30 protein-coding genes are annotated in these 26,113 nt (G+C 64.3%); 13 read left to right on the top strand and 17 right to left on the bottom strand.

Features of this window, described 5'->3' with window-relative positions; translation table 11 throughout:
- Positions 1-172: 172 nt before the first annotated feature.
- Genes ODI_RS06820 through ODI_RS06810 form a run of 3 tightly spaced genes read right to left on the bottom strand, consistent with a single transcriptional unit; the run spans position 173 to position 2,759 of the window.
- The gene (locus ODI_RS06820; RefSeq protein WP_067759090.1) at positions 173-907 is read right to left on the bottom strand and encodes a phosphatase PAP2 family protein; all 735 of its coding nucleotides are present in this window, start codon (positions 905-907) and stop codon (positions 173-175) included.
- A 14-nt stretch (positions 908-921) separates the two neighbouring features.
- On the bottom strand, positions 922-1,779 hold the full coding sequence (locus tag ODI_RS06815; RefSeq protein ID WP_067759093.1) for a metallophosphoesterase family protein: 858 nt from the start codon (positions 1,777-1,779) through the stop codon (positions 922-924).
- Positions 1,776-2,759 (bottom strand): diacylglycerol/lipid kinase family protein, encoded by a 984-nt coding sequence (locus ODI_RS06810; RefSeq protein WP_067759096.1) that lies wholly within the window; start codon positions 2,757-2,759, stop codon positions 1,776-1,778. The genes ODI_RS06815 and ODI_RS06810 overlap by 4 nt, the downstream gene beginning before the upstream one ends.
- Before the next feature lie 358 nt (positions 2,760-3,117).
- Between ODI_RS06810 and ODI_RS06805 the strand changes: the two genes are divergently transcribed.
- Genes ODI_RS06805 through ODI_RS06790 form a run of 4 tightly spaced genes read left to right on the top strand, consistent with a single transcriptional unit; the run spans position 3,118 to position 6,874 of the window.
- Positions 3,118-4,185 carry a hemin-degrading factor gene (locus ODI_RS06805; RefSeq protein WP_082985498.1) on the top strand — a complete coding sequence of 356 codons (1,068 nt, stop codon included), beginning with the start codon at positions 3,118-3,120 and terminating at the stop codon, positions 4,183-4,185.
- A 51-nt stretch (positions 4,186-4,236) separates the two neighbouring features.
- The gene (locus ODI_RS06800) at positions 4,237-5,058 is read left to right on the top strand and encodes a heme/hemin ABC transporter substrate-binding protein (protein WP_067759099.1); all 822 of its coding nucleotides are present in this window, start codon (positions 4,237-4,239) and stop codon (positions 5,056-5,058) included.
- Between the two features lie 35 nt (positions 5,059-5,093).
- Positions 5,094-6,086 (top strand): FecCD family ABC transporter permease, encoded by a 993-nt coding sequence (locus ODI_RS06795; RefSeq protein ID WP_067759102.1) that lies wholly within the window; start codon positions 5,094-5,096, stop codon positions 6,084-6,086.
- Positions 6,083-6,874, top strand: coding sequence for a heme ABC transporter ATP-binding protein (locus tag ODI_RS06790; protein WP_067759104.1), 792 nt, complete (start codon positions 6,083-6,085; stop codon positions 6,872-6,874). Before ODI_RS06795 ends, ODI_RS06790 begins: the two co-directional genes overlap by 4 nt.
- Positions 6,875-6,908: 34 nt before the next feature.
- On the opposite strand, the gene ODI_RS06785 is transcribed toward ODI_RS06790, so the two are convergent.
- Together ODI_RS06785 and ODI_RS06780 are read right to left on the bottom strand one after the other, a co-directional pair.
- Complete coding sequence (locus tag ODI_RS06785; RefSeq protein WP_067759106.1) at positions 6,909-7,535, bottom strand: transposase; 627 nt, start codon at positions 7,533-7,535, stop codon at positions 6,909-6,911.
- A 177-nt stretch (positions 7,536-7,712) separates the two neighbouring features.
- Positions 7,713-8,666, bottom strand: coding sequence for a LysR family transcriptional regulator (locus ODI_RS06780; protein ID WP_067759108.1), 954 nt, complete (start codon positions 8,664-8,666; stop codon positions 7,713-7,715).
- Positions 8,667-9,035: 369 nt separating this feature from the next.
- On the opposite strand from ODI_RS06780, the gene ODI_RS06775 reads away from it, so the two are divergent.
- Positions 9,036-9,713, top strand: coding sequence for a transposase (locus ODI_RS06775; protein ID WP_082985499.1), 678 nt, complete (start codon positions 9,036-9,038; stop codon positions 9,711-9,713).
- Between the two features lie 127 nt (positions 9,714-9,840).
- Here ODI_RS06775 and ODI_RS06770 read toward each other — a convergent pair whose 3' ends face one another.
- Positions 9,841-10,287 (bottom strand): hypothetical protein, encoded by a 447-nt coding sequence (locus ODI_RS06770; RefSeq protein ID WP_067759112.1) that lies wholly within the window; start codon positions 10,285-10,287, stop codon positions 9,841-9,843.
- Positions 10,288-10,444: 157 nt separating this feature from the next.
- Here ODI_RS06770 and gspH point away from each other — a divergent pair, with 157 nt between their 5' ends.
- The 3 genes from gspH to ODI_RS06755 are packed head-to-tail and all read left to right on the top strand — an operon-like array spanning position 10,445 to position 12,025.
- The gene (gene gspH, locus ODI_RS06765) at positions 10,445-10,948 is read left to right on the top strand and encodes a type II secretion system minor pseudopilin GspH (RefSeq protein ID WP_067759115.1); all 504 of its coding nucleotides are present in this window, start codon (positions 10,445-10,447) and stop codon (positions 10,946-10,948) included.
- A gap of 22 nt (positions 10,949-10,970) precedes the next feature.
- Positions 10,971-11,360 (top strand): type II secretion system minor pseudopilin GspI, encoded by a 390-nt coding sequence (gene gspI / locus ODI_RS06760; RefSeq protein WP_197707138.1) that lies wholly within the window; start codon positions 10,971-10,973, stop codon positions 11,358-11,360.
- Entirely contained in the window at positions 11,357-12,025 is a 669-nt protein-coding gene (locus ODI_RS06755; protein ID WP_067759120.1) for a PulJ/GspJ family protein, read from the top strand. Before gspI ends, ODI_RS06755 begins: the two co-directional genes overlap by 4 nt.
- Positions 12,026-12,552: 527 nt before the next feature.
- Here the strand turns inward: ODI_RS06755 and ODI_RS06750 are convergent.
- Positions 12,553-13,482 carry an aromatic alcohol reductase gene (locus tag ODI_RS06750; RefSeq protein ID WP_067759123.1) on the bottom strand — a complete coding sequence of 310 codons (930 nt, stop codon included), beginning with the start codon at positions 13,480-13,482 and terminating at the stop codon, positions 12,553-12,555.
- 268 nt (positions 13,483-13,750) lie between these two features.
- Between ODI_RS06750 and ODI_RS06745 the strand changes: the two genes are divergently transcribed.
- The gene (locus tag ODI_RS06745) at positions 13,751-14,656 is read left to right on the top strand and encodes a LysR substrate-binding domain-containing protein (RefSeq protein WP_067759125.1); all 906 of its coding nucleotides are present in this window, start codon (positions 13,751-13,753) and stop codon (positions 14,654-14,656) included.
- A gap of 95 nt (positions 14,657-14,751) precedes the next feature.
- On the opposite strand, the gene ODI_RS06740 is transcribed toward ODI_RS06745, so the two are convergent.
- On the bottom strand, positions 14,752-15,603 hold the full coding sequence (locus tag ODI_RS06740; protein WP_231968211.1) for an NAD(P)H-binding protein: 852 nt from the start codon (positions 15,601-15,603) through the stop codon (positions 14,752-14,754).
- Positions 15,604-15,734: 131 nt separating this feature from the next.
- Between ODI_RS06740 and ODI_RS06735 the strand changes: the two genes are divergently transcribed.
- Positions 15,735-16,097, top strand: coding sequence for a winged helix-turn-helix transcriptional regulator (locus ODI_RS06735; protein WP_028353758.1), 363 nt, complete (start codon positions 15,735-15,737; stop codon positions 16,095-16,097).
- Positions 16,098-16,173: 76 nt separating this feature from the next.
- Here the strand turns inward: ODI_RS06735 and ODI_RS06730 are convergent, their stop codons facing one another.
- From ODI_RS06730 to ODI_RS06715, 4 genes are all read right to left on the bottom strand, one after another.
- The gene (locus ODI_RS06730; protein ID WP_067759130.1) at positions 16,174-16,731 is read right to left on the bottom strand and encodes a flavin reductase family protein; all 558 of its coding nucleotides are present in this window, start codon (positions 16,729-16,731) and stop codon (positions 16,174-16,176) included.
- A 66-nt stretch (positions 16,732-16,797) separates the two neighbouring features.
- Positions 16,798-17,655: an SDR family oxidoreductase gene (locus ODI_RS06725; RefSeq protein WP_067759132.1), complete on the bottom strand. Its 858-nt coding sequence runs from the start codon at positions 17,653-17,655 to the stop codon at positions 16,798-16,800.
- A gap of 37 nt (positions 17,656-17,692) precedes the next feature.
- Positions 17,693-18,460, bottom strand: a complete 768-nt coding sequence (locus ODI_RS06720; RefSeq protein WP_067759133.1) for an SDR family NAD(P)-dependent oxidoreductase — start codon at positions 18,458-18,460, stop codon at positions 17,693-17,695.
- Positions 18,461-18,492: 32 nt separating this feature from the next.
- Positions 18,493-19,236 (bottom strand): SDR family oxidoreductase, encoded by a 744-nt coding sequence (locus ODI_RS06715; protein WP_067759135.1) that lies wholly within the window; start codon positions 19,234-19,236, stop codon positions 18,493-18,495.
- Between the two features lie 197 nt (positions 19,237-19,433).
- On the opposite strand from ODI_RS06715, the gene ODI_RS06710 reads away from it, so the two are divergent.
- Both ODI_RS06710 and ODI_RS06705 read left to right on the top strand, forming a co-directional pair.
- Positions 19,434-20,381, top strand: coding sequence for an AraC family transcriptional regulator (locus ODI_RS06710; protein ID WP_231968210.1), 948 nt, complete (start codon positions 19,434-19,436; stop codon positions 20,379-20,381).
- Positions 20,382-20,454: 73 nt separating this feature from the next.
- Positions 20,455-20,865 (top strand): barstar family protein, encoded by a 411-nt coding sequence (locus ODI_RS06705; protein ID WP_067759140.1) that lies wholly within the window; start codon positions 20,455-20,457, stop codon positions 20,863-20,865.
- A gap of 52 nt (positions 20,866-20,917) precedes the next feature.
- Here the strand turns inward: ODI_RS06705 and ODI_RS06700 are convergent, their stop codons facing one another.
- Positions 20,918-21,541 (bottom strand): TetR/AcrR family transcriptional regulator, encoded by a 624-nt coding sequence (locus tag ODI_RS06700; RefSeq protein WP_067759142.1) that lies wholly within the window; start codon positions 21,539-21,541, stop codon positions 20,918-20,920.
- Between the two features lie 117 nt (positions 21,542-21,658).
- Between ODI_RS06700 and ODI_RS06695 the strand changes: the two genes are divergently transcribed.
- On the top strand, positions 21,659-22,852 hold the full coding sequence (locus tag ODI_RS06695) for an MFS transporter (protein WP_067759145.1): 1,194 nt from the start codon (positions 21,659-21,661) through the stop codon (positions 22,850-22,852).
- 34 nt (positions 22,853-22,886) lie between these two features.
- Here ODI_RS06695 and ODI_RS06690 read toward each other — a convergent pair whose 3' ends face one another.
- Genes ODI_RS06690 through trbF form a run of 4 tightly spaced genes read right to left on the bottom strand, consistent with a single transcriptional unit; the run spans position 22,887 to position 26,108 of the window.
- Entirely contained in the window at positions 22,887-23,126 is a 240-nt protein-coding gene (locus tag ODI_RS06690; RefSeq protein WP_067759147.1) for a DUF2274 domain-containing protein, read from the bottom strand.
- On the bottom strand, positions 23,123-24,400 hold the full coding sequence (locus ODI_RS06685) for a TrbI/VirB10 family protein (RefSeq protein ID WP_067759149.1): 1,278 nt from the start codon (positions 24,398-24,400) through the stop codon (positions 23,123-23,125). Before ODI_RS06685 ends, ODI_RS06690 begins: the two co-directional genes overlap by 4 nt.
- 2 nt (positions 24,401-24,402) lie before the next feature.
- Complete coding sequence (gene trbG, locus ODI_RS06680; protein ID WP_067759152.1) at positions 24,403-25,407, bottom strand: P-type conjugative transfer protein TrbG; 1,005 nt, start codon at positions 25,405-25,407, stop codon at positions 24,403-24,405.
- Positions 25,404-26,108 carry a conjugal transfer protein TrbF gene (trbF, locus tag ODI_RS06675; RefSeq protein ID WP_067759154.1) on the bottom strand — a complete coding sequence of 235 codons (705 nt, stop codon included), beginning with the start codon at positions 26,106-26,108 and terminating at the stop codon, positions 25,404-25,406. Before trbF ends, trbG begins: the two co-directional genes overlap by 4 nt.
- Positions 26,109-26,113: the final 5 nt, after the last annotated feature.

Below are 26,113 nucleotides of genomic sequence, written 5' to 3'. Positions count from 1 at the left end.
AGGGAAGTTGAAGCTATTGCATCAAAAATCCTCTGGCGTGGCTATGTTCTGCGCCGGAAAAGTCGCAGAACAGTGCCAGGTTGTTGGGTTCGTGCAACATCAAAGGGGGACAAATTGGGAATTGCGAGGGTTTACCCGGCAACCTTGCTTCATAGGCAAGATTGGCGCGCCCTCAGATTCGTCCCTGATATTCCCGCTGCGACACCAGCACACATGCCAGCAACCATGCGCCGGTCACGGCGTAAGCAGCCAAGACGTCGCTGAAATAATGCACCTGCAGCACCACCCGGCTGTAGCCGATGGCGGCGACCAGCATCCCTGCCAGCCCGGCGACGGGCAGGCGCCAGTTGCCGGGCACGGTCCGCAGCAACAACCAGGCCAGCATGCCGTAGACCGACAGCGCCCCGGTGGCATGCCCGCTCGGGAAGCTCCAGCCATGCGCCTCGGCGAACCCGTGCACATGCTCGGGACGTACCCGGGCGAAACTCGCTTTCAGGAAGGTATTGAGATAACCCGCAACGGCCGTGGCGGCGACCCACACGCCGGCGTCCTTCCAGCGCCGGCGCCACAACAGCACCAGGAGCACCGCCGCCCCCAGGCCGATGAGGAAGTTCCGGTCACCCAGGGTCGTGAACAACGCCAGGCCCTCGAGCAGGGGCGCTGGGGCATGCTGCGCCAGCGACGCCGCCAGTGCCGCGTCGAAGGCCACCTGCCTGGATGCCGCGCCACCCTGCCCGACCGCCAGCACGGCGAATATCGCCCCCCCGGCGCCAGCCCATATCAATTTGGACCTGCTGCCACCCTGCCCCAGTCGCCACGCCGCCAGCGCGCCAACGCTCGCGCCCGCTGCCAGCCAGGCAAACAGCACGATGCCCGGGTGCCTGCCCAGCAACTCGGCCCACGCCATTCCAGGCCTCCCCGTCAGTGGTAGCCGAGCGCGACGCCCAGCGGATCAGGCTCGGCCACGCGCCACGCCTGGCGCGACAGTGCCAGTTCGTGCTCTGCGGCGGGAACGAAGGAGTTCGCGCTGACGAGGTAGTCCCAGCGCTGCACACGACAAACGGAGGCGCGCGTGCGTTCGGGCGCCCAGTCGATGATGTTCACGGAATTGGGCACGCCACCGCGTATCCGCTGCGACACCGCCGTGCCGGCCTGCACGGCCCAGGTGCCCTGCTGGTTGATGCGTGCGGGCAGCGGCGCCACATACGGCAGGTGGATATGTCCGCCCAGCAGCAAGTCGGCGCCGGCTTGCGACCACACGCGCATGGCGTTCTCGCGCCCCCCCGCCAGATTCACCTGATCGCTCTCCACGGCTGCCACCAATGGATGGTGCATCAGCACGATGCGCAACTGGCCTGGGCGCGCGCCATCCAGCAGGCGCGCCACGCGCTCGATCTGGCGGGACGAGACATAGCCGTTCTTGTGCCGCTGCGGCCGCGTGGAATCCACGCCGATGGCCAGCAGCGTGTCCGAGGAATAGACAGGCTCGCGATCCGGTCCGAATGCGCGCCGGTAGTTTCCATAAGGATCCAGCAGCCGGGCCACGATATTGAAGAGCGGAATGTCGTGATTGCCGGGCACCACCAGCGTGGGTACGGCCAGTCGGTCGACGAAACGGCGGGCGGCGGCGAACTGCGCGCTGCGGGCGCGCTGGGTGATGTCCCCGCCCAGCAGCACCAGTTCAGGCTGACAGGCGCGGACCAGCCCCACCAGGGCATCAACCACCGCGGGTTGCTCGGTGCCGAAGTGCGGATCGCTCAGATGCAGGACAGACGTCATGCGCGGTCCGCCGGGTCGATGTCACGCGGCACCAGCAAGGGCAGCTTGTGCTCGGCGACGCGGTACACCAAGGGCGCATCCATATGGAAGATCTCGCCATCCATCGCCACCTTGTGGCGATTGCGGCGCCCTTCCTTGCGCAGTTTCACGCGCAGTTCATGGAAGCCGAAGCTGACGACGTTTTCCGCGCGGCCCAGGCGGCTCAGCATGCCCAGCAGGATCATGCCGTAGAGCGCCAGCGTGCCGACAGGCTTGGGGCTCATGGCCACCAGGCCGCCTCGCCGCAGGATCTCGCCCTCCGTGAAACCCAGCTGTTCGAGCTGCAGCGGGTTGTTGCCCACGACCAGCGTCGGCGTGCGCAACTCGCGCAGCTCGCCGTCCTTCACCAGCTCCAGCCTCAACTGGCGCGGCCGCTGCAGCAAGGTGACCAGGCCCGAGATCAAGGCCACGAAGCGGCTGCGGCCATAACGCTGCTTGTAGGCCTCGCGGTCTTCCAGCAATTGCGGATACAGGCCGACACTGGCATTCACCAGGAATGCACGGCCATTGAGCGTGCCCACCTGCACGGGAACGATGTGCGCGTTCAGCAAGGCGTTCGTCGCGCGCTCGGTATGGGCAGGAATGCCATAGGCGCGGCCAAAGTAATTGAACGTGCCTTGGGGCAGGATGCCAAAAGGCAGTCCCGTCCCCAGGACGACCTGCGTCACGGCATTGAGCGTGCCATCGCCGCCGGCGGCCACGACCACGCCATGATGGCGGCGCGCCTGCTCCGCCGCCCATTGCGCCGCGGCGGTCAGATCCGAGGGATCGCGCACGAGCTTGATTTCATGGCGGCGGCCGCCTGCCTGCAACACGCGCTGGATGACCGCGCGCGTGTCGCCCGCGTCGTCACGGCCCGATCCCGCATTCAATACGATAAAGAACGGCGCCTGCGCAGGCACGGGCTCGCCATGGGTGGGTAGGGGGTGATCGTTCAGCATGGCCGCACCTTATCCCATGCCCCAGGGGGGAACAACACGCCCGCCCTGGGACAGGTAACGAAAATGCAAGACGCATGCAGCCCTGCCAAATCAGGCGCTGGCGGGCATTGCGAAAGACCTCGATACGCCACAAGCCATCGCATCGCATCCCTGCCTTTTTCACGACAGCCCTTGCAGGCGGGCGCTTTGTGGCCTGGTTACAAAATACACATTGGGTAGCCGCCATCGTCCCGTCTTCATCCCGCGCCGTCCGTGGCGCGATCTCAAACAAAAACATGGCTTGCAGTCCACCCCAAAAATTAACGAGAATTAATCCACTTTGACCAAGGCTCCGCCCATAATCCACGGTTGCCCACTCATGACCCAAGCTTTCATGCAGACTGAATTCGCCAACCGGGCGGCGGCCTTGCGCGCACGCCATGACACGCTGCAGCGCGAGCAACCCAAGCAGCGGGCGCGCCAGCGCGCCCAGACACTGGGCGTGTCCGAGGCCGAGCTGGTTGCCGCGGCCTGCGGCGACTTGCGATCGACCCGCCTGGCCGGCGCTCCCAAGGACATCTTCAAGGCCTTGGGCGAACTCGGGCCGGTCATGGCGCTGACGCGCAACGAGTGGTGCGTGCATGAGAAGCATGGCGAATACCTGCCCTACTCCGAAGAAGGCCCCGTGGGATTGGTGCTGGGCAAGGAGATAGACCTGCGCGTGTTCTTCCGTGGCTGGACGCATGCCTACGCCGTCCACGAGGCCGGCCGCGACAGCATCCAGTTCTTCGACGCCGCGGGCACCGCCGTGCACAAGACCTACCGCACCGACGCCACGAACGGCCCGGCCTTCGATGCGCTGGTGGCACGCCATGCCGGCGACCCCATCTGGCCGGAGGTCTCCCCCGCCGCCGCCCCCGCAGCGCATGCGCCGCTGACCGATCCCTCGCAACGGCAGGCGCTGCGCGACGCATGGTTGGCGCTGCGTGACACGCACGAATTCCATCCCATGCTGCGCCGGCTGGAAGTCGGACGCCTGGCCGCATTGGAAGCCGCAGGCGATGACCTGGCGCAGCGTGTGCCCGACACGGTGGCACAGACCATGCTGGAGACCGTGGCGCAAAGCGGCACGCCCATCATGTGCTTCGTGGCCAATGACGGCATGGTGCAGATCCACACCGGCCCGGTGAAGACCCTGCGCCGCACGGGCCCATGGTTCAACGTGCTGGATGCCGACTTCAACCTGCACCTGAATACCGAAGCCATCGCCCAGAGCTGGATCGTGAACAAGCCCACCGCCGATGGCTGGGTGACGTCGCTGGAACTGTATGCCGCCGATGGCACGCTGATCCTGCAATGCTTCGGGGCCCGCAAACCCGGCAAGCCCGAGCTCCAAGAATGGCGCGCGCTGATGACCAGCCTGTGCGCCACGCCGCTGGCCGCCTGACGGCAGCCTGCGCCTTTCCCGCCCGCTCACGCAACACGCGCAACATCCGACATGCTCAAGACCCTGCTTTCCTTCCTGCTGCTTGCCATCGCCCACACCAGTCTTGCCGCGCCCGCGCGCGTGGTGAGCCTGGGCGGCGGCATCACCGAGATCGTCTATGCGCTGGGCGCCGGCGACACCCTGGTGGGCAACGACCTCTCCAGCCTGTATCCCGCCGAAGCCACGCGCCTGCCACGCGTGGGGTATTACCGCGACGTCTCGGTGGAAGGCGTGGCGTCGCTGCGGCCCGACCTTGTCCTGGCCTCGGACCAGGCTGGCCCGCCGGCCGCGCTCGACAAGCTGCGCGCATTGGGCATCCCCGTGCAGATCGTGCCTGACGCACCCACCCTCGCCTCGCTGCAGGCGCGCATCGAACAGGTGGGCGCGGCGCTGGAACGCAAGCCGCAAGCCGAGGCGCTGTTTGCCGGCATCCGCCGCGACCTGGACGCGTTGGGCGCCCCGCCCAAGGACAACGCGCCACGCGCCCTGTCGCTGATGGCGCGCGGCGGCACGCCGCTGGGCGCAGGTCAGGGCACGGCAGCCAATGCCATGCTCGAACTGGCGGGGCTGCGCAACGTGCTGGCCGGCCAGCAAGGCTACAAGCCGGTCACCGCCGAAGCCCTGGCCGCCACCGCGCCCCAGGTCATCATCACCACGCACATGACCGAGCAGGCACAAGGTGGCATGGCCAAGCTGCTGGCGCAGCCCGGTATCGCCAGCACGCCCGCCGCGCGCGACAAGCGTGTGTTAGTCATGGACGACCTGCTGTACCTGAGCTTCGGCCCGCGCCTGCCCCAGGCCATCGCCGAATTGCGGCGCGCCGTCGCGCAGTGAGCCAGGCTGCCGTCCCGCGCGACGAGTCGCCCCCCATGCCGCGCGCCTGGCGATCCCCCCGCCCCGTCCTGATCGGCCTCGCGCTGGCCTTGCCCGCGCTCATGCTGCTCTCCACGGTCAGCGGCGCATTCAAGATCCCGCTGGCCGACCTGCCTCGCCTGGTGTGGAACCCGGACATGCTGGACGTCGTCGCACGCAGCGTGCTGCTGGAAATCCGCCTGCCGCGCATCCTGCTGGGCGTCATCGCAGGCATGGGACTCGCCGTGGCCGGCGCGACCATGCAGGCCCTCTTCCGCAACCCGTTGGCGGACCCGGGGCTGATCGGCATTTCTTCCGGTGGCGCGCTGGGCGCCGTGGCCGCCATCGTGGTGGGCGGCGGCGCGCTGGCCGTCGCGCCCGCCGCGTTCCTGGGCGCCCTTGCCGCCACATTGCTGGGCTACCGCCTGGGCCGCCGCCAGGCCGGCATGGCCGGCCTGCTGCTGGCGGGCATCGCCATCAATGCCGTGTGCGCCAGCCTCATCGGCCTCTTCACCTACCTGGCCGACGACACCCAGTTGCGCAGCCTGGCATTCTGGAACCTGGGCAGCCTGGCGGGCGGCAGTTGGCCGATGCTGGCATGGCTGGGACCGTGGACCCTGCTGCTCAGCCTGCTGGCCATGCGCGAATGGCGCGCCATGAATGCGCTGCTGCTCGGCGAACGCGAAGCGCAGCACCTGGGCTTCGCGCTGGCCGCGCTGCGCCGCCGCCTGGTGCTGTTGACCGCCCTGCTGGTCGGCCCCATCGTGGCCGCCACCGGCATCATCGGTTTCGTCGGGCTGGTCGTGCCGCACCTGCTGCGCCTGACGCTGGGCGCGGACCACCGCGCGCTGCTGCCCGCCTGCGCGCTGGGCGGCGCCTGCGCCCTGACCCTGGCCGACTGGCTGGCGCGCATCGTCATCGTGCCGGCAGAGTTGCCTATCGGCATCGTCACGAGCCTCGTGGGCGGCCCCTTCTTCCTTTGGCTGCTGGCCAGCCGCCGAGGCCCTTGATGCTGCAGGCCCACGACATTGCCGTCATGCGCGGCCAGCGCCAGGTGCTGGGCCCCGTCAGCGTATCGCTGGCGCCGGGCGAAGTGCTGGGCGTGCTGGGCGCGAATGGCGCAGGCAAGTCCACCCTGCTCTGCGCGCTGGCGGGTGAGCTGGCTCCGCTCAGCGGCAAGGTCATGCTGGACGGACAAGCGCTTTCCACCTGGACGCCGGCCCGGCAGGCACGCCGCCGCGCAGTGCTGCCCCAGACGCCCGGCCTGTCCTTCGACCTGGGCGTGCAGGAAGTCGTCGCCATGGGCGCCTACCCCTTTCCCAGCCTGTCACCCGCGCAAGTCCGGACGCTGGGCCACGACGCGCTGAGCCGGGTAGGCCTGGCCGGCCTGGCCGCGCGCCGCTATGGCGAGCTGTCAGGCGGAGAACAGCAACGCGTGCAATTCGCCCGCGTGCTGGTACAGGTTGCCGCAGCCTGCGAGACTTCCGGGGAGGCGTGTTATCTGCTGTTGGACGAGCCGGTATCCAGCCTGGATCCTCGGCGGCAACTCGAATTGCTGCACATCGCGCAAGACCTGGCGCGCACCGGCAAAGTGGGCGTCCTGGCCGTGCTGCACGACCTCAATCTGGCCGCGCGCTGGTGCGACCGGCTGCTGCTGCTGGCGGAAGGCAGGATGCTGGCGATGGGCACGCCAGCCGAGGTGCTGACACCACCGGCACTGGAAGCCGCCTATGGCGTGACGGCCACGGTGCTGCCCCATCCGCACGAAGCCAGCCGGCCGCTGGTGCTGTTCTCGTGAACCAGGCTGGGGCCGTCCACGACGGCCCTGCCCCTCAGTGCGCGCTGGCCGCCAGCGGCGGCGCACTTTGCCGCCAGGCCTGCAGCAGGCTGTAGTCGATCTGGAACTCCTCCCGCCCGCCGGGAATCGAGGCGGCCAGCGACACCAGCGACGCCAGCCGGTCGCCCATGGCCGGATCATCCTGCAATGCCGGCATGCGCTGGGAAAACTGCTCCAGGGGAGGAAGGCTCATGGCCAGGTAGTGCTCGCCCAGGAACCAGCGGTAGACGACGTGGCACGACGCACGGTTGTAGATCTGCTCGACCGAACGCACGCCGTATACGACCTGCAGCACCGCCAGGCGCAGGGCGAGCACGCGATCCGCCACGTCCGGGTCGGTCCAGGTATAGCCGCTTTCGTCCATCTCGCCGAACAGGCGGCACTCGCGCTCCAGCATGGCCTCGACATGGTGGCACAGGGCCACCAAGGGGTGATCATCCGGGATCAGGGCGAGCAGGGGCGCGATGCGCGCCATCATTTCCTCGTGGGGCACGAGGCACAGCCAGGGATCCTTGCCTTGGTACACGGTCACCGTCTCCTTTGCCGCAACGTCCAGGATGTCTGGCCATTGCGCCTCAAGCTCCTGCTGCGTGACGAAATAGGTCGTCTTCGTGGGTTTCATACTTGTCATTGATCCCAAACCACCCGCCCGTGCGCCACCTTGCCGGTACGCCCGCGAGTCGCATCATCCTGAATTCATACCGGACTGACAAGGCATTTCAGGCTACCCTGGCGCGCACCGGCCACACATCCCAAAAGAAAGAACACCGCGGCCTTTGTCGCCGAATGTTCACGCAGTCTACGCCGCGATAGATTGCGACCCCATGTCCGTGTCGGCTTCCCACAACCTGCGCAGGGAATCCGCCACACGGCGGTAGGGGGCGCTTTCCTCGCGCAAGCCCACCATGACGTGCACCTGCGGCAAGGCGGGGAAGCCCTGCGCGGACGTCTGCACCACGTGCTGCGGCTCCACCCGGCTGCGGGGCAACACGGCCACGCCCAGGCCGCTGTCGATGGCGCGGCGCATGTTGTCGTTGGAGCTGCTGGAATAGCTGACGAAGAAAGGCTTCGCGTGCTGGGCCAGGCAACTCAGCGCCGCCAGCCGATACACGCCTCCCTCGGGATGCAGCACCAGCGGCAATTCCGCCGCCGCGGTGAAATCCAGCGCTGCATTCGCCACCCAGCACAGCGGCTCCACGCCCCAGGTTTCCTGCACCGGCGCGAACACCGTGTCCCCTACGCTGTCCAGCATGCGCACCACCGCCACGTCGAGGTTGCGCTCGCGGAACGTGCGCAAGACCGAGGTCGACGACAACGACAGCACGCTCAAGCGCAAGCCGGGCAACTCGCCACGCAGTTGCTCCACGTATCCCGGCATGGCGGCCCACATGAAATCATCAGGCACGCCCAGGCGCACCTGCCCGCACAGCTCGGGATGCTGCACCGTATGGCAAGCCTGGCCGAAACGCTGGAGCACATCCCAGGACGCCTGCAGGAAGCGGCGGCCCGCCGGCGTGAGCCCCACGAATTTTCCCTTCGCGCGCAACAGCAAGGGGCAGCCCAGCAGGTCCTCGAGCTCCTTGATGCGCTTGGCCACCGCCGACTCCGAGCGATGCAGCAGTTCACCCACCAGCTTCAGGCGGCGCAACTCCGCGATGCCCACGAAGGCCCGCAAGTGATCGAGCGTAATCCGGGAGTCCGATCCGACGATCTCCTCGGCGCGCGTCATGGCCACGCCTTGAGGTCCGTTCATCGTCCATTCATCCTGCCGACTGTTCAACACTGCACCCCTTTGTTGATAAGCAACTGCCTTCTTTCGAACGTCATTTCCATTTCACACGCGTGACGAAATCCATACGCCATACGCGAAAAATCAAAATAAAAACTCACGATATTTCTCTGTGACAATCAGATGCGCAGAGCGTCGTGAAAGTGTTCACTAACCGCCTAAAAATTCCATTAACAAGTTGCGCAAACCCACCTATATTCTGAGCCGTCGCTGAAAAGATTCTCACCCCAACGGGGATCCCAACGCGCTGCTTCGCGCCGGATCGCGGGCCCCACCCGGGCCTCTTGTCCTGAAGGACACCGGCACCACGCAAATGCGAGATGAAGGTTGTCCATGCCAACAGATACTCTCGACCCCGATCCCTCCGACAGCCTCGGCCACTCCCGCGGCGCGTCATCCGGTACCGGCGGCGTTCGCATCACGATGAACGAATGCGGCAAGAAGTTCGGCACCTACGCCGCCAAGGCCGCCGAAGACGATGTCTGCGTCACCCGCTACGGCAAGCCCTCCATCTGGATGATTTCGCATGCCAAGCATGCGCGTAGTCCGGACATCGAAAAACTCATTCCCCGCGACCATCCGCTGTATCACCTGCGCGAACCCGTCGACGCGAAGATCGCCGCCCATGCCGGGCTGCTGCACCAACTGCTTTGCGACAACCCCCGCAGCCCCGAGCCCGAACCGGTGGTGCGTGCACTGCTGATCTATGCGCTGTTTTCCATCGGCCCCGATCGCGCCCTGCACTTCGAGATTTCCTACAACATGCTGTACCGCTGGTTCGTCGGCTTCACGCTGTTCGACGACATCTGGCCACAGGAAACCATGTCCGACGCCACCCGCCGCCTGCTCGCGCACCGCGACGTGGTGACGCTGGTGCATGACCTGGTGGCGCTGGCGAAATCGATGCGCAGTTTCGGCACCGACGAGTATGAGTTCCGCATCAACTATGCGCTGCTGGACGCCTGGCGGCTTGGCGTGGCGTCCCAGGGGGAACCGGTGCCGCTGGCCTGACGGTTGACGCGCCATTGTTCTGGCGGGAATCGTCTCGCGAACCTTGGGTCGGGAGTCTAGGCCTGTGATGCGACATCCCGATGAAATATGTCCCGGAACATCGACCGGACAGGCGATGAGACTGTTTTCAACGGCTCTTGCGGACGATGCCGCCCTCGCCCAGCTCGGGCAGGGTGGGCACCGCAAGACGCTCGGTGACGCCGGCGCGTTCGATGACGATGCCGCGGGACGCTATCTCACGCAGGGTCGTGGCATGCCCCAGGCGGTCTCCCACCACATACGCCCGCGGCGGCGCGCCATTGACCGACAACATGGCGGCCGCGGCGGAGCGCGACACCATCACACCCGCCACGGCGACATCGAGCGACTCATCGCCGGGCGTCAACCAGCGCGCCACGGCCTGGGCGGTACCATCCGCGCCAGCCGGCGCGGCCTCGGCCTGCGGCACGCCGGGCAGGGGCGTCAGCCATTGCACGCCCCAATACGCCAGGCCCGACACCAGTGCCACGCACGCCAATGCGCCCAGCAGGGCAGGACGGGCAGCGGGATCCTTGAGCGAGGCGAAGCTTTGCATGAACGGCACTCCTGGCAGCGGACAGTGGTCGGCGCAATGTGCGACGGCTGCAGGGACTCTATCAGGCCAGAGTGGTCCGTTTTATTTCACATGTCGGCCACATTGCGCGCCTAGGATGGTCTTTTGCTCGCCCTGCCTCCCGACTGGATATCGCCGCATGAAGCGCGCCGCGCCACTGTCCTCCGTTCACCACGTCCAGCAAGGCTTCACGCTGATCGAGATCATGGTCGTCATGGTCATCATCGGCATCGCCACCACGGCCATCGGGCTGTCCATCCGACCGGATCCCTCCCGGGCATTGCGCCAGGATGCGCAACGCCTGGCACAGCTGTTTGCCATTGCGCAAACGGAAGTGCGCCTGGATGGGCGGGCCATCGCCTGGCAGCCCGAAGCACGGGGATACCGCTTCGTGCGCGCCGCGTGGCAGGCGGGGCCGGATGGAATGCCCGTGGCGTCGACACGTGCGGGACTGGATGAATTCGGACGGGACGATGCGCTGCGGCCAAGGGATTGGCAGGCGGAAACCGTCAAGGTCACGCCGCCCGGCCCGCTGGTGCTGACGGATGAATGGATCGGCACGTCGTGGACCTTGGCCCTGTCCGACGGAACAGCCACGGTGGAGCTGGTCAGGGAGGCGAATGGACGGTATGTGGTTCGCTAGGCGATTGGCGCGCAAGACTGGGGTGCACGCACGTGCCCAGGCCGGCTTCACGCTGGTCGAGGTGTTGGTGGCCTTGGCCATCGTCAGCGTCGCGCTGGCCGCCGCGTCGCGAGCCGTGGCAAACCTGACCGAGAATCATGGGCAGTTGCGAGACCGTTCGCTGGCGCAGCTTTCCGCGGAGAACCGCCTGGCCGAACTGCGGCTGGAAGGCGCTGCGGTACGGCCGGGGACGCAGCGCAGCGACTGCCCGCAAGGGCAGTTGGTGCTGGTGTGCCTGACGCGCGTCACGGTGTTGCCCAGCGGCTTGCGGGAAGTGTCGATCGACGTGGTCAGGAAGGAGAAGCCCGTGCCGCCGGTGTTGTCGATGACGCAGGTGTTGGGGGGTGGAGAGGCAGTGGGAGCGGGAAGATGACAGGTCAGCCACCCAGCGTTGCCATGGGGCGTAGGCGTTGCGCCCAAGCGGGTTTCACGCTGATCGAAGTGATGGTGGCCATTCTCATCATGGCCATCATCAGCGTGATTTCGTGGCGTGGACTGGACAGTATTACGCAGGCGAGCGAGCGGATTGACGATGGCGCGCAGGCATCTGCGGCGCTGCTGAATGCCATCCGGCAGTTCGAGCGGGATGTTGCCTGGCGGGCGGATGGGGAAATGGCGGTCAGCACACAGGCAACCAACGCAGGCAATACTTCGCTGCGCAACGTGCCCCTGCTGCCCGCGAGCCTGCACATCGAACGGCTGGCTCGCGTGCCCTGGCGGGTAGAAATCGTTCGCGGTGTGGCTGGTTCGCCCGGACAGTGGCAACGCGTCCAGTGGTGGCAGGAAGGCGAGACACTCTTTCGTAGTGCCGCAGCAGGCTCTGACCTGTTCCCCCTGCCTTTTCCTCGCGAGCAGGATCGCGTGGCTGTGCTGGAAGGCGTGGGCCGCATTGATGTTCGAGCTTGGCGTCCCGGACAAGGCTGGGAAAACCTGCCCGCTCAGCATGGGCGGCTACAAGCTGGCGGGCTGGAACTCCAACTCGCGATGCGGACCTTTCAGGGAGACGCAACCTATCGGCGGGTAATGCTGCTGGAATGATCCGGCGAATAGACAACTACCAGCTAGCCAAGGCTGCACAGACTCGCCGCCACAAAAAAGGGCCGGTGTCAAGCCCTTCGTACCAATGACTGACGGCATGAAACGGTAAGTGGGACAATAGGTTATCTATTGCGGAGGCGGCTATGGGAGGTCTCAGTGTTGTGAGCTAGGAGCCACATAGGAGCGTCGGGAGAGTAAGAGGCATCGTGCTTCGTAGGGCTCGATTGCCTACACAGCGGCGCTTATCGGCCCATCGTAGCCCAATACGTCGTCACTTTTCAGATCAACGAATGCGCAGCTTCGGGCTACGCGCCCGAGGAATCATCCGTTTAGTCAGCGACCAGCATCCGCTCGATTTCGGGTGTGTGGTATTGCTGCAAAGGGATCGGGCGACTCATGCCGGCTGATGAACGCAATGCGCATCAGCCGGCCAGTCGATTTTTCGGATCCACGCTTGGCGTTGGAAAGCGCCACGCTCGGCTTGTCCCCTGATGGAGGACGCGCAAAGTCTCATGCAAGCGACCGGGTCAGGCTTCCAACAGGTGCTGCAGGTAATGCGCGACATCGACTGTTTCAATGCCGTGTTTTGCATTGAAGGTGTTGGCCTTGTCCCACCACATCCCATCACCCAGCGCGAAGGCGGCCCGGTAGCGCGTCATGACATCATCAGGAGCCAATGCAAGGTCGGCGCGCAACTTGTCCAGCGACCACAGCGTCTTCTCGAACGCATATCCGGTGACGCGCTCGACGACCTCAGCCAACTCGCCATAGGAAATCGTATCGCCGGCCACATACACCACCTCGTTGGCGATGCGTGGCTCGGCCAGCAGTATCTCCGTGGTGAGCCTGCCAATGTCTTCCGGCGTCGTGACCGTGACCCTGGTGTCCCAGGTACCCAGGCCATGGACAGTCCTGGCGGCAAGGTTCACCACGTCGAACGCCGGCTCGAACAGGAAGCTGGTGAACATGCCGGTGGAGATGATCACCCACTCGGTCTGCTGCTGCGCGCGCAGCAGTTGGCGTACTTCATATTGCTCGTCGAACACCGGTTGGCCACTGCCCTGTCCGACCACATCGTAGTCAACGCCGAACTGCCACGGGAAATAGCGCTCGACCTTGGCGTCTAGCGCGGCGCGGGTGATTTTCAACTGCGTGCCAGGGCCAGCGACGAAGCCGGTGCAATTGACCACCGTGCGATAGCGCTCAAACAAGGCTTGCAGGGCGGCGGCATCGCCCGCCAGATCGAAGCCAATGACCTCCACACCCAACGCCTGCAGGATACCGAGACTTTCGATATCCCCGGGGCGGGAGCTGGAGACAGTCTGCGGTGAGACAACAACTGTGACCGATTGGCGGCGCTCGGCCGCGCGCGGAGCGAGCGCACGCAGCACCGCCATGCCCAGTTGACCGGCGCCAAGGACCAACAGGTCACGGCGATTGGATTCGTTTGCTGACATAGACATAATTTCTCATACTCAAATAAATGAATGATTTCGCACCAGCCCGCGAGAACGGCCAACGAGCGACTCCGTGACGAGAATCACGCAAAATTGTGCTTCCATCCTTGTCACTTGCATGGAAGTTTAGTTCCATGGCAGTAGATGAAAAAGCGGACAAAGCCACTTTCACTATTTGAATAAATGCAATAATTAGTCATTTCAGTCCTGACGCGATGAAGGCCCGAACACTGGTGCCTTAGCTCGCCCCCACAAGGAGATGTTCACCATGGATAGACTGCAAGCCATGGAGACTTTCGTGCGCGTGATCGAGGCCGGCAGTTTCAAGCAGGCTGCCGATACACTGAACGTGCTTGCGTCAACCGTCACGCGCAACATCAAGGAACTGGAATCGCACCTGGGCACGCGGCTGCTCAATCGCACAACGCGCGCTGTCAGCGCCACCGATGCGGGTCTGCGCTTCTACGACAGTTGCAAGGCGATCCTGCGTGAACTGCAGGAGGCCGAGGCCCAAGCCTCTCAACAAGCCGAAGCGCTGCACGGCACGATCAAAATCGGCACCACCTCGTCGCTGGCCAGGCATTGCCTGATTGCAGCCTTGCCGGCGTTCATGCGCCGCCACCCCCGAGTCGAACTGGAACTGCATCTGTCTGACACCACGGCAGATGTCGTTCGACAGGGACTGGACTGTGTCATCCGCACCGGCACCCTACGCAACTCACAGTTGGTGGCCCGGCGCATCGGTCGCTTTCACTGGATCGTCTGCGGCGCCCCGGATTACTTTGCGCAGTACGGAGCGCCTGGCAACCTCCAAGACTTGCAACAGCACGTCGCGGTGGGCTTCCACGGCGGCCACGGTGGACGCCTGGCATATTGGAATTTCCAGGACGGCGCGCAGACCACTGCCATTGCCATGCGGGAATGCATACGCGTCGATGACACCGACGCCTACGTGGAAGCCGGTATCGCCGGCCTGGGCCTGATCCGCGTGGCCAGCTACATGGTGCGAGATCACTTGGCTGCAGGCCGACTGGTCCGTGTGCTGGAGGCGGCGCATGCCGAACCGGAGCCAATTTCCGTTCTTTACCCACACAGCCGGCACCTTTCCCCGGTCGTGCGGGCTTTCGTCGACTGGGGCAGCGAAGTGGTGGCGCGGGCATCAAGCCAGTGGTGATGCAACTGGCCATTGAAGACCTGCGGCTCCACCCTGATTCTGCGCTCTTACAAGTTTTCGATCCTGTGCGATGAAGGCTCCCAGCACGTGAATGACTACGACTGCCTCAGTTCGTCGGCTGTTCTCGCAAGAATCTCGGCCAGAGAACACGGCGCGCATCCGGTCAAACGCTCGATGTCACCGCTGACGAGGTCATAAGCGCCGCGCGCCTGCCGCGCCTTCATGGATATCACTGCGTCGATAATGACCTCAGGCAGCCCCGCCTTGATCAGCCCGGCTCGCAGTCCTTCGGCGGGCATCACGTTCAAGACGAAAGGACGCTGCACAAGCTGCTCAATCAACCTGCAGACCGTTTCACTGCGCAGGACGTCAGATCCCGTCAGCTGATAAATGGCGCCCTCGTGGCCCTCACTGGTCAGTGCAGCGGCTGCCGCTTTGGCCACATCACTGCGCGAAACGAAACTGACGCGACTGTCCGCGAGCGCGGAAAGCCCGCCTGCAGTCAAGGACATCCGCACCTCTTCGGCCAGCGTCTCGGAAAAATAGCTCATTCGCAGAATCGTCCAAGCGGGGATCGTGCTCTTGATCAACGCCTGCTCACTGTGCCAGTACGCCGCGCCAACGGCTGGCTCCTCCTCACGTTGCGTCCCGGTTGCCGACAACAGGAAGACGTGGCCGACCTGGGCGCGTGCCGCCGCATCCAAGGCCGCCAGCATCTGGCGTGAGCGGATCCCCGGCCGCAAATCAGGCCCGGGAATCAAGAGCAGGCGATCCAGGCCCTGATAGGACGCCACCAATGTCTCGGGTTGGTCGTAGTCGCCCACGCGGCCTGCATAGGCTCGATCGGTCTTGGGCGTGCGCGAAATCGCCACCAGATCTTCAGTCGCGACCGTTTCCACCAATGCCTGGACCACTGCGCTGCCAAGCTGGCCACTGGCACCGCTCACACCTATTCTCATCATCACACTCCATAGTTATTTATTGTTCGTTAGGATAAATTGGTTCCTATAATCCAACAAGAACGCACTAATTCATGCGTGAGGTACACCAATGTTCCTGTCGGCACAAAGGAGAAGCCATGGAGAATTTGGAGGCTGAATGTCGCGGCCTGGCAGACGTGATTGCACGCATTGGCGACAAGTGGACGGTCATGGTCTGTGGCCATCTGTCAGAAGGCACCCACCGTTTCAACGCGTTGAAGCACCGTATCCCCGGCATCTCTCACCGGATGCTGACCATCACCCTGCGCGGACTCGAACGCGATGGACTGGTGGCGCGCAAGGCCTATGCCACCGTCCCGCCGAAGGTCGAGTATTGCCTGACCCCATTGGGGCGAAGCCTGACAGAACCTCTGGCAGCCCTGGCAAGTTGGGCGCGAGAGAACCGGCCGGCCCTTGAACAAGCCCGTGCCGCATTTGATCGTCGTACCGCGCAGGACTGACCTGACCTTGTCGGAGAGCAGCGCTGGCGCTGTGAAGTGATGAAGCACGCCGGTAATCAGCGGCGCATGCGAGGCCTCATCCCATCAAGTCGCGCCACTTGGTCATGCGCGCGCCCAGGTCGAGCGTATCGCCATCCACGCTGAAGCGGCCGTCGCCCTGGTGATGGATCAATCGCGTTTCCTTGCGCGCGGCGTCGATCCAGATACGCTGGACCTCCAGCACCCACAGGTTGTAGCGGCGTACCCAGCCGTCATCGGCGACGCGGCATTCCAGGTTCGCCCAGCATTCGCACACCAGTGGCGCCTCCACGGTTTGCGCGGATGCGGGTGTCAGGCCGAAATGGGCGAACTTGTCGAGCGCATCGCCCGAGCAGTTGCCGATGTCCACCACCGTCTCAGCCAAATCCACCGTCGGTACCGCCAGCACGCATTCACCCGTGTCCGACAGCGCCTGATGGCTGTGATCCCATGGCCCGATGATGGCCCCGACCAGGGGCGGATCGTGCTGCATCATCATGTGGAAGCCCATCGTCATCAGGTTGGCCCGGCCATCGGCGGCGCGGGTGGCGACCAGCACGATAGGGCCGGATTCGAGGATGCGGTAGGCCTTTTCGGCAGGCAACTCGTTGAGCATGGTGTGATCTCCTGATGCACCAGAGAGGCACGCAGCATCCAGCCGCGTGCCCGCCCTCGTGCGAATTTACTCCGCGAAATCAGTGGCATCGGATGCGCCACGCCATGCGTCCAGATCCTTGCGAACCGCCTGCATCTTCTGCTCGGCCAGCGTGTTGGCAATCTTGCCGGCGAACAGATGCACCGGCGGCTCGGCAACGGTTGCGGCTTGCAGGATCAGCGTGGCCACTTTCTCTGGGTCGCCTGCCTGCTTGCCGTCCAGGCCGTTCAAGTGCAGATCCAGCGAGGCCTGCGCCTCGGTGTAGTCGGCAATCGAACGCTTGGCCACGACCAGCGTGTCCTTAGACAGGAAACCAGTGCGCACCGGGCCGGGATAGACCACGGTGGCCTTGATACCTAGCTCGGACAGTTCGGCGGCCAAGGTCTCGGTCAGGCCAGCGATTGCGAACTTGGAGGCAACGTAGCTGCCCCAGCCCGCATAGCCGCCCTGGAAGCCGACGATGGAGGCCACGTTGAACACATGCCCGCTGCGCTGCGCGCGCAAGTGCGGCAGCGCGTAGCGCAGCACATGCAGCGGCGCGAACACGTTGACCTCGAAATTGCGGCGCAGTTCGGCATCGCTCAGCGCCTCGATGGTGCCCTGCTGACCGTAGCCGGCGTTGTTGACCACGCGGTCGATGCGGCCGAAGGTGGCAACGGTCTTGTCGATGGCGGCTTGGACACTGGCCTCATCGACCAGATCCACCTCCAGTGCAAGCAGCCTCTCGCTGCTGTCCCCAAACGCCTGATTCAGGCTGGCCAGCGTGCGTGACGTAGCGGCCACCGAATCGCCACGGGCCAATGCTTGCCGGGCCAGAGACAGGCCAATGCCGCGTGCGGCGCCCGTGATGAACCAGACTTTGGAAGGGTTTGCTTGTTGTTGCATGGATGAAAACTCCTATGAGGTTGAAATATGGGTTGCGTTACTGGATGGCCACGCTCATGCCGCCATCGGCCATGACCACCGCACCGACGATGTAGCTGGCCTGATCCGAAGCCAGGAAGGCGGCGACTTGCGCGATTTCCTCGGGACGCGCCGCTCGGCCGATGGGGGCCTTTCGTCCATGTTCTGCCAGGTAGGCCTGGCCATCGGGTTGGATGGCGTTGGTGATGTTGGTGACGGCATCGCCCGAACCCACCGCGTTGACACGAATGCCGTGGGAGATGGCCTCCAGCGCCAGCGTGCGGGTCAATTGCGCCAGCGCGCCCTTGGACGCGGCATAGGCAGCGATGCCGGGAAAGCTCTGGTAGCAGGCGTAGGAGCCGATGTTGACGATGGCGCCGGAGCCAGCGGCCATCATCGGGCGCATGGCGGCGCGGGAGAACAGGAAGGCACCGGTGGCATTGACCGACAGCACATGGTTCCATTCCTCCAAGCTCATCTCGGCGACCGGGCGGTTGATGATGATGCCGGCGTTGTTGACCAGAATGTCCAGGCGGCCAAATTGGTCGATGGCTGTCTGCACGGCCAGTTCAGCGCTGGCTTCCTGCGCCACGTCGGCCACGATGGGCACCACACCCTCACGCGCCAGGGCATGGACGTTATCGCCACGGCCCACCGCGATGATGCGTGCGCCCTGGCGATGCAGCAATTCGACAGTTGCCAAGCCGATGCCGCTGGCCGCGCCAGTGACGATGGCTACTCGACCGGCGAACGGCAGGATAGGTGAGGAAATATTGGCTTCGGACATAAAAACTCCTTGTAAATGAATAGATGTCAGGATCAATACGGACTGGCCGTGGGACGCACGATGAGCTCGCTCACGTCCACGCCATCGGGCTGGGTAATGGCATACGCAATGGCCTGCGCTACGGCCTGCGGCGGCAAGGCGATGCGGCGGAACGCAACCATGGCCTCGCGCGCGCCTGGATCGGTGATGTGATCGGCCAGTTCGGACTCGACCACGCCGGGGCTGACCAGCGTCACCCGGATGGCACCGGTCTCCTGGCGCAGCCCATCGGAGATGGCGCGCACTGCGAACTTGCTGGCGCAATAGACCGCAGAAGACGGCCACACCTGATGCGCGCCGACCGAGGCGATATTGACGATGTGCCCATGGCCTTGCGCCTGCATGATCGGCAGCACGGCGGCAATGCCGTGCAGCACGCCGCGCACGTTGACGTCCAGCGTACGGTTCCACTCCTCGATCTTCAGCGCGGCCAGTGGCGAAAGTGGCATGACGCCGGCGTTGTTGATAAGCACATCGACGCGACCATGCGCGGCATGTGCTTTGGCGACGATGGCTTGCAGATCTTCGAGGCGTGTGACGTCCAACTGCATCGCCTCGACATGGCCACCCTCGGCGCGCAGTTCTTCTTGCAGGGCGGTGAGCCGGTCCAGGCGCCGCGCGCCGATGTAGAGGTGGTGGCCTTGCCGTGCCAAATGGCGGGCCGTGGCCTCGCCGATGCCGCTGCTGGCACCGGTGAGCACGATGACCTTAGCGGTGTCTGGTGTCGTGGATGGCATGATTTCTCCTTGTGCTTTCTTGGCTGGCGCGGGGGCAAGCCAAGGCATTGCAAACAAGGTGAAATCGTAGACAGAACCGCCTGTACGGACTAGGTCGGTACCTCTTGCATCATTGCCTAATCCTATTCATGACCAACCATAATGCGGCCATATGATGCAAAAATATAGCCGTTTCATCATTCCAAGACGGTAACGCAATGCCCTATGCACAACCCGACCTGTCACGACAGGCGGAGATGGCCGACCTGATCCTGCAACTGGCTCCGCAGGAAGGCCACACCCGCTCACTGCTCGATGGCGTGCGCCTGATGCGCGCCGATCACCCGCTGGGCCGCACACCCGTGCTGTACGAGCCGAGCATCGTCATCGTCTGCCAGGGTCACAAGCGAGGCTACCTTGCCAATCGGGTCTATCACTACGACCCTCAACACTACTTGGTGCTATCGGTGCCACTGCCGTTTTCCACCGAAACCGACGCCAGCCCCGATGAGCCCTTGCTGGCGGTGTCCGTGCGTCTGGACATGACCGCTGTGGCCGACCTGGTCATCGAGGTCGATCAACAAGCCAGCGCAGCGTCCACGGCGCCCGCCGGCATCGTCTCGACGCCCTTGGACGCTACGCTGGCCGACACCACTGTGCGCTTGCTGCGGGCATTGCGCTCGCCACTCGAAGCACGGGTGCTCGGGCCGGCCATCGTGCGGGAATTGTGCTTCCGCGTGTTGCTTGGGGAACAAGGCGGCGCCATCCGCGCGGCCCTGGCCAGCCACGGCAACTTCGGCCGCATTGCGCGAGTGCTGCGGCGCATCCACACCGACTACGCCCAGCCGCTGGACGTGGCCGCGCTGGCGAACGAGGCGGGCCTGAGCGTGCCGGCCTTTCATGCGCATTTCAAGACCGTGGCCGCTACCTCGCCCATTCAGTACATCAAGTCGGTTCGGCTGCACCAAGCACGGCTGATGATGATTCGCGACCATGTCACCGCCGCCGGCGCTGCGGTGCGCGTGGGCTACGAGAGCCCCTCGCAGTTCAACCGCGAGTTCAAGCGCCTGTTCGGCCGCAGCCCCGGCGAGGAAGCGCGCGAAATGCGCTCGGCTTTTGCGTTGATGGAGCCGGCGCAGCTTGCGGAGGCTGCAGCGATGCATTGAGGCGCTCAGGGTAATCCACCAACCTGTCGCCACTTTGACCAACAAGGTGGCTTCACTTTATCGCTACTGAGTTATGAATCAAACGAACTCTCCCGAACGCACACTGACGATCGACGGCGCCCGCATAGATGGCATCGCGGATTTCTACGCTGAGATCAATCGCGTCTTCATGGCGCAGGAAGACTGGGAACTGGGCGTCAGCCTCGATGCGGTGGACGACATGCTCTACGGAGGGTATGGCGCAGCGCAAGGCAATGCTCCGGTAAGGCTACGCTGGCTGAATGCCGAGCACAGTCGTACAAGACTCGATATCGCCGCAACGCGCGCCCACTACCTCGACAAGCTGGCCCGCCCTGATACCTTCAACCACCAGCACTGGCTGGGTGTGCTGCATGCGTTGGAGGCTGGCCAGGGCCCGACGTACTTTGAGCAAATCTGTCAGGTCATCGCCGGCCATCCCCACTTCACGCTGGAACTGGCTTGAACTCTTGCCACGCAAATCGTCAGCAATCGCTGTGTCGTCACAGGGCTGCTTGTCAGGCTGTTTTTCGTGCCGATTGTGATGCCGCTTGCGCAAGACACTCATCCAGCAGGCCCGTGGCGTAAGCGATATCCGGTGATTTGGACGTAAACAGAATGCGATAGATCACCGGCGCCACCACTTGATCGAGCAGCTTCTGCGAGTCGGGGGGAGAAGCGCCTTGCTCCACCCCTCTGGTAATGATGCTGTCCAGCGTGCTGAGGATGCATTCTGTACATTGTCCCGCCCGATCAGTATTGCCTAGCGCCAGCGCTTCGCGCAGCAAATCACGGCCTGGCCCGGAGCCCATCTCGTCGACAAACTGCTCTAGCCATGTCGACAGATCCTTGCGCCAGTCGCCACTATCAGGCGGTAGCGCATCGGTCTGAAATTGGCGCACCGCCACATCGGCTAACAACGGTGCCACGCCGCCCCAACGGCGGTAGATGGTCGAAGGCGTCACATTTGCCCGGGCGGCGATCATCGGCACGGTGATTTCAGCTGTGGGCTTTTCCTTCTTGAGCGACTCCACTGCCTCCAGCACAACCGCCTGTATACGTGCGGCACGGCCACCGGGACGACTGCCTGCCGGTTGGGTCGCATCCGTCTGATTCTTCAAGGAAAGCCCTGCATCTTTCATGGTGTGCCCCGATAGCTGTCGCTTCAAAGCCAATCGACACTAAAGCCAATAATTAGCTTTAGTGGTAGAGTGACGTCTCAAAAGCAATATTTTAGCTTTTATCGAAGGCGACATGTTATGACTACTCTTCAGCACACACGGCCAGCCAGCGGAGGCACAACGGCCTCGTTGGCGCTGCACGGCCTGACCATCATCCTGTTCTTTGCGGCGTCGAGCATGACGACCCCGCTTTTTCCGCTATATCAGGCCAGTTGGGGAGTCTCGGCCTTCCTGATCAGTGTGATTTTTGCCGCGTATGTGGGCGCATTGCTGCTCTCGCTGCTTTTCTTGGGCGCACTGTCCAACCATTTCGGCAGGCGCGCGGTCATCGTGGCGGCTCTCGTTGTTCAGTGCGTCGCGATGGTCATGTTCCTGGTTGCGGACAGCGGCCACTGGCTGGTTGCTGCGCGGCTGGTGCAAGGTTTCGCCACCGGAATCGCGACCACTGCCGTGGCTGCGGCGTTGCTGGATGTAGATCAAAAGGCTGGCGCGATGATCAATAGCCTGGCGCCTATGGTCGGCATGGCCGTGGGCGCACTTGGGGCTGGCGCGTTGGTTCAGTTCGCGCCGCTACCCCTGCACCTCGTGTATGCCATCGCACTTGGGATCAGCCTGATTCAGCTCGTACGGACGCTGGTGTCCGCAGAAACCTTCCCGGATCGGCGCAGCGACGGCTGGTCGGTGCGGCCAAGGATCGAGATTCCGCGTGGCTTGCGCTCGACTTTCGTGCGCATTCTTCCGCTGAATGTGGCGGTTTGGGGTTTGGGCGCGCTGTTCCTCTCGCTGTTGCCAGGACTCTTCCATGAAATGGCGTCCACCCCGTCCATGGCATGGCTGAGTGGCGCTGCCGTCGGGGTCATGACACTAGCGGGAGCAGCAGCGGTACTGCTGTTGCGCCACCGGTCTGCGGCGAACGCACGTCGTTGGGCTGGACTGACGATCATCGCTGGCACCGCCTTGGTTTTAGCTGGCACGGTGCTGCACAGCCCAATTCTGATCCTGCTGGGATCGCTGCCGACAGGCATCGGCTTCGGTGGCGGATTCCTGGGTGTGCTGCGCAGCCTGGTGACACAGGCGCGGGCAGAGGAACGCGCCGGACTGGTTTCGGCCTTCTACATTGCCAGCTACTTACCCAACGCGCTTTTGGCAATGGCTGCAGGTTACGCTGCCCAGCACCTGGGATTTCTCCCGGCCGCGCAGTTCTTCGCGATCTTCATCATCGCGATGGCGGCATGGTCGCTGGGCATCAAGCTAGGCGACAACAATCGTTGACGCGCGTTTGCTGATGACGATTTATGCGTCGGCATCACGGTTCGATGGCAGATTTTTTGTTTTGCTCTCTTTTAAACCACCGATCCCCCCCCATGAACGCCTCCAACATATGCGGGATCAGCGTCGCGGCATCCACGGCCTCGCCATACGCCTGCGCGTGCAGCGCGGCATAGCGGTCGAGGTCGGCTTTCAGGGTGGCCGGGCAAGCGAAGGTCAGTTTGACGCTTTCGGTCTTGGGCAGCGGCCCCAGCCGCAGTTTCCTAGTCGTGCTCATCGGGAAGTCCCCTTGTTGAAGAACAGCGGCTGATAGGGCCGCAGCACCAGATCGCGGTTGACGATGATGCGCACCGGCAAGCCGGGGCGGCTGGTCAACGTGGGTTGGATGTTGAGGTTACGCCGGGTCACTTCCTGGCCGACCTGGTTCACGGTGTCCTGCAGGCTGTCGCGCCCGGCGATGATGACGCGATCACCGTCCTGGCGGTTCTCGGGTGCGGCCAGTTCGGCACCGACGCCCAGCAGCGTGGTCAGCACGGCACCGGCAAAGATCCGATCCCAATGCCAGTCCACGTCGTCTTCCAGACCGGCATAGCCCGCCGGGTCGGTGCCGATCAGGTTGTCGAGCGTGAGCGAAGACGTGTCCGGCAGGATGATCCGGTTCCACACTACCTGCACCCGGCTCTGCCCGTAGCTGACCTGACTGTTGTAGCGACCCAAAATGCGCGAGCCCTGCGGGATCAGCAGGAACTTGCCAGTGGCGGTGTCGTAGATCGGCTCCGTCACCGTGGCGATCACGTCGCCCGGCAGGTCGGACTTGATGCCCGTGACCAATGCCCCCGCGATGACCGTTCCGGCCATGACCTGATATGGCGAGGTAGGCATTTGCAGGTTGCTGGAATTACGGGTTTCCGTAGAGCCGCCCGTCAGGAACGCCTCTTTCTGATCTTGTCGGTTCTGCACGGCAGTCGGATCAGCGGGCTGGGCCGCCGTCGAGGCCGGGCCAGCGGCCAGCGGGTCGAAAGCGGCATTGGCAGCGAAGCCTGGCGCGACAGCGACCTGCGACTGCGCCACGGGCGCTGACTGCGGGGAGCCAGTGCGGAAGAATACCGATGAAGCTGCCGCCGCTTCTTCTTCCTTGCGCAGCGCATCGTTGGGGGCGGAGCCCGGCGCGGCATACGTGGCGGCGACCGGCTGCTGCGAGTTCACGATGGCTGGCCCCAGGTCGCCGGGCAAAGGAGGCCCCAGCTCTGGCACGTCCGGGGGCAGCGCCGGCAGCTTGGAATAGTCTGTCGGCAGCGCATCCAGTCCTTCGGAGCGCGAGACGCGATCCACGTTGTACAGCTCCGTGGATTCGCCCGCACCGCGATGCTGCGGTTGCAGCGACCAGATCAGCGCGCCCATCACGCCAACCGACAGACCGCCGACGAGGATGGCCAGCGTGCGCCGGTTCAGGCGCGTGACCGGGCGCGGTTGGGCGCGCAGCGCCACCGCCTCGGGTGCCACCTTGTCCGCCTGCGGCGTGGCAAGGTCGGGAATGTCGTCCTGGCTCATGCTCAGTTCCTCCCGGCGATGCCATCCGTGCGCTCGATGCGCACCACATCGCCCTCGTCGGCTCCCAGGCGCAGTTCTGCCGCACCGAACAGGCGATCCACGATGTAATACGGCGAGCGGAAACGATAGTTCACCAGTTGCCCGTCACCCTGCGCACCGATGACGAACAGCGGCGGCAACTCGCCCTGGGCAATGCCCACCGGGAACTGGATATAGACCTTCTCGCCATCATCGAAGGCGCGCAGCGGCTTCCATGGCGGATTGCTGCCGCTGATCGCATAGCGAAAACGAATGTTCTCCAACGACAGACCCGCATCGACTGGCGCGGCAGCACTGGCGGCCTGTGCCTGGCGCTGCAAGGCCAGCATCCGATCCTTGGGGTAGTCCCAGGACACCGACGCCATCCATGCCTTGTCAGTTGAAGTCAGTTCCAGCAGGTACGTCCTGCGACTGGTGGTGATGACCAGATTGGTCTTCAAGCTGGAACGAATAGGCTTGACCAGCACATTGACGCGCAGATCGGCACCGCTGCCGCTGGAGGTATCACCGACGATCCAGCGCACGGTATCGCCCGCAGCGACCGTCACCAGTTCCTCGCCGGGCTGGAGCGCGATCACCGTCACGCGGCCCACCGACGCATAGACCTGGTACAGCGCGCCATCGGTGAACGGCCAGACCTGGATCGCATTGACGTAGCCCTCTCGGGTCGGCGCAATGCGCGCCTCGGCATTGGCGCGGGAGACGCGCACCTTCTCGTCGGCAGGCTCCGGTGCCGCCGGGGCTGCATCAACGTCCGGCAGCGGCTTCAACTGCGCGGGCAATGCCAACGGTTCGGGCACTGCCACCACTTCGATGGGTTTGGGCGGTTCGGGCAATGGCTGGGCCTGCACCGGCTCATCGAGCGAGATCACCGGCGGCGGTTTGCCCTGCGTGGCGCAGCCCGCAAACAGAACAGTCGATGCCAGCAGGATCAGCGGCAATGCGGTTTTACGGAAACGTGCATTCATGGTTTGGCTCCTTCAGAAGAATCCAGTTCACGGCTCCACGACAGGCCATTGACGTAGATGCCCAGCGGGTTGCGGCGCAGGCGTTCTTCGGTGCGTGGGGTCTGCTGCACGATGGACACCACCGCCGTCCATCGCTCCAGCCCGGCCGCCGCGCCATTGACGTAGCGGCGTTCCGTCCAGCGCACGTTGAACGACGCATCGCTGGCGCGAACCACGCTGGTGATCTGCACCGTCACCGACTCCTTGCCAATACGGGCGAACGGGTCATTCACCCGCGCATAGTCGTTGAGCACCGCCGCGCCCCGGTCGGTGGTGTAGTCGTAGGCATCGAGCCAGTTCTGGCGCACGACGATGGGGTCGATGGACAGCGAGCGCACCAGACCAATGAAGCGCGCGATGTGGTGCGCCGTCTGCGCATCGGTGGGCCGATACGGCGTGGCCGCTTCGCCCACGGTGCGCACCTGGCCAGACTGATCGACCTCGATCACATAGGGCGTGACGATGGATTGAGCCGAGCGCCACACCAGACCACCGGCCATCAGCAGCGCGAGCGTCAAGCAGCCAAAAGCCATCAGCCGCCAATTCTTCGCCTGCACGCGGGCCGAGCCGATGCGCTCGTCCCACACCTGGGCGGCGGCTTGATACGGGGTGGCAGGCTGCGGCGTGTCGGCATAGCGCACCTGCGGTCGTTTGAATCGCATGGAGT

The organism is Orrella dioscoreae, from assembly GCF_900089455.2.
GTDB classification, from domain to species: domain Bacteria; phylum Pseudomonadota; class Gammaproteobacteria; order Burkholderiales; family Burkholderiaceae_B; genus Orrella; species Orrella dioscoreae.
This window is presented reverse-complemented; position numbering and strand designations above follow the sequence as displayed.